This window comes from Vibrio sp. 1978, from assembly GCF_033344345.1.
Window position 1 is genome coordinate 1 of record NZ_JAWPOP010000718.1, and the last position, 603, is coordinate 603.

The 603-nt window shown below is 50.1% G+C and carries 1 protein-coding gene; it reads right to left on the bottom strand.

The features are described 5' to 3' along the window. On the bottom strand, window positions 1-603 hold a 603-nt coding region (locus R8N49_RS28725; RefSeq protein ID WP_318190651.1), incomplete at both ends, for a cache domain-containing protein.

The window sequence follows — 603 nt, forward strand, 5'->3', positions numbered from 1 at the left end:
CAAGTTGAACGAGCTTAACGACTTTATGAATGCGCTCTATTGGTCGGAACAAATCACGCGAACCGCGATAGACCATCACGCCAGAGACCAGTAATAGCATTAAGGTAATAAGGCTGATTTCGGCGATGTTGGTCATGTACGCTTTCACAAATGGCCACATCAGGTAGCCGGTATAAAGCATACCAATGACGTTATCGTACTGGTCTTTGATTGGTTGATAAGCGGTGATGTACCACGCGTCGTACACATACGCGCGGTCGACCCATTGCTGACCTTGAGAGAGCACTTGGTTATACACTTCAGCACTCACTCGCGTACCAATAGCGCGCCCTAGCCTATGGTCGCTGTCTAGAGGAACGTTGGTGCTCACACGCAAATCATCAAGAAACACGGTCAACGTACCCACAGGGCGAAGGCGGTCATTATCACTGAGATAAATGAGATCGCGGATTTGATCCACCAGCACAGTACTGTTGTTGAGGAGCAAACCACCATCAAGGAAGCCGATCAAATCGTTCACTTGGCTGTATACCGGAATAACGGTACGGCTCACCAAGCCGCGCGCTTCCATTCCACCGTCAGCCAGAATGGGCACTTCAGCTC